Genomic DNA, 1,831 nt, shown 5'->3' with positions numbered 1-1,831 from the left:
TTGAGTCCCCTCCTAAAACTATGTTTCAGGAGAAAGCTGACAATTTAATATTTAGGTAAATTTGAGTTATAGTCCTGATCTTTGTTTTTATTTCAAAGATTTTGGATTTAATCTTTGTTGTGGTGGTCTCTTCAAAACAAATTTGAGCAAATATCACCTTCAAAAGGTCACTATCGGCATTGTTTTTCACATGTTTTGCAATTCTGGCAAAGTTGACCCATAAACATCGGATGTTTGCCCACATTTTATGCCTGATCAGCCCTCTATATCTTGTTTTGTCATTTGTATAGTGATAACCTAACTGGAAAATGGTGGCTTCTACGTTGTTTCGAATATTGAGTACTTCTTGAGGAATACTTTCTATTTTCTTTCTCAACGTGCATGCTTTTATTTCCTTATCAGTAAAATATCTGTAGTGTTCTGTTGTTTTGATCCTCCATTTCTGGGTGTCTTTCATCTTTAAAGCTTCTTGCTGAATCCCTGTTTTCAGGTCTTTTACAGTCAAAATCCCATTTTCATCCAACTCCAGATCATATCTTCCTTTTGGTCCCTGAATCGCATTTAGGATAAGTTCTGCATTTTTGCTGCTTACAAAATCCTGATTAGATGGGCTGTGGTAAGCTCCGTCAGCATGGACGTTCTCTACTTGATCACAAAACAATTCTTTAGCCTGAATAATAGCTTTTTCAAGAAAGGTATTGTCGGCAGCATCTGCTTTCTTCACCTCAACTCCACTGATCAGGTTCAGGCCTCCCTTGTCACAACTCTCGGTTACGTTTACGCTATACCCTTTTACCTGATTGCCGTCCTTGTTTCTGTAGTGACAGTCTGTGTCGTGTGGAGACTGGATTGAGTCTGAACTTATAGACTCCTTTGGCTTTGGTATGACAATTTTATGTTCATCCACATCAAACTGCTCCTCAAAAAGCCTGGAAAGTATGGTATAATAATCATTGGACAATTCCCGATAGACATCCAGAAGTCTGAAAATCAACACTCCCAAGTCTATCAGCTTTATTTTGACTTCTTCACCTGAACAGCGATAAACCACTTTATTACCTTTTTCGGCAAGCAGACTTTTTACCAACTCCATCTCAGATTGAGATAAAGCTGTTTCAAGTCTTGTAAAGTCTGCTTTGGAACAGAACAGCTGGACTGTTTCATGGATCAGTTCATACCGACTCAACCAGGCTATGTTGCTTCCAAGGAGTTTACTGTCCATTCGTATACTTCTGCCACTCACATGAAAATCTTTTGCCTGTCCTTTGGTGACAGATGCAAATGTCTGTTCCAACAAATTTGGATTCCCATCCCTTTCATGATCGACTATACGCTTTCGGAATAGGTAATAGGTCGATTCGGAGGGAATTGGATCATCCATATTGACCAGACCCAAAGCCCTTCTGACCAAAAGATTAAACCTACATTGTTCAAAAAGCTGAGAATCGCTCCACCGATTGGCCTCTTTCAGGATCATCATGGCTACCATAATTCTGACCGAAGCATTGGGGCTTCCAGTTTCCTTTGAATACAAAACCTCAAATAAAGACTCCTCAACCCTTAATGTCACCTGATTCTTAAATAAATTATGCCAAGCTCCATTCTCCTCGTAGAAGCGCTCCGAACGATCTGTAAGAAAGGAATTGGGGTTGCTAAACACGCTTAATTGAGCTTTTTCTGAAGTTTTTTTGAACATCTATTTATACTTTAACTATCTGTAATATAGCTATTTATAATATAATAAACCAGCATGTAACAGAAAGAAAATCAAGGATTTTAACCATTCTTTTTCAAGTAATTTTAGCTTAAATACTTTTCGGAGTGGACTCAA

The 1,831-nt window shown here is 38.3% G+C and carries 1 protein-coding gene; it reads right to left on the bottom strand.

Features of this window, described 5'->3' with window-relative positions; all coding sequences use genetic code 11:
• Window positions 1–25 precede the first annotated feature (25 nt).
• Window positions 26–1,696, bottom strand: coding sequence for a transposase (locus MM236_RS19585; RefSeq protein ID WP_241276694.1), 1,671 nt, complete (start codon window positions 1,694–1,696; stop codon window positions 26–28).
• Window positions 1,697–1,831 lie beyond the last annotated feature (135 nt).

It is taken from the genome of Belliella calami, assembly GCF_022549695.1.
Lineage (GTDB): Bacteria > Bacteroidota > Bacteroidia > Cytophagales > Cyclobacteriaceae > Belliella > Belliella calami.
The sequence above is the reverse complement of the archived record's forward strand: the minus strand, read 5'-3'. Positions and strand labels throughout refer to the sequence as shown.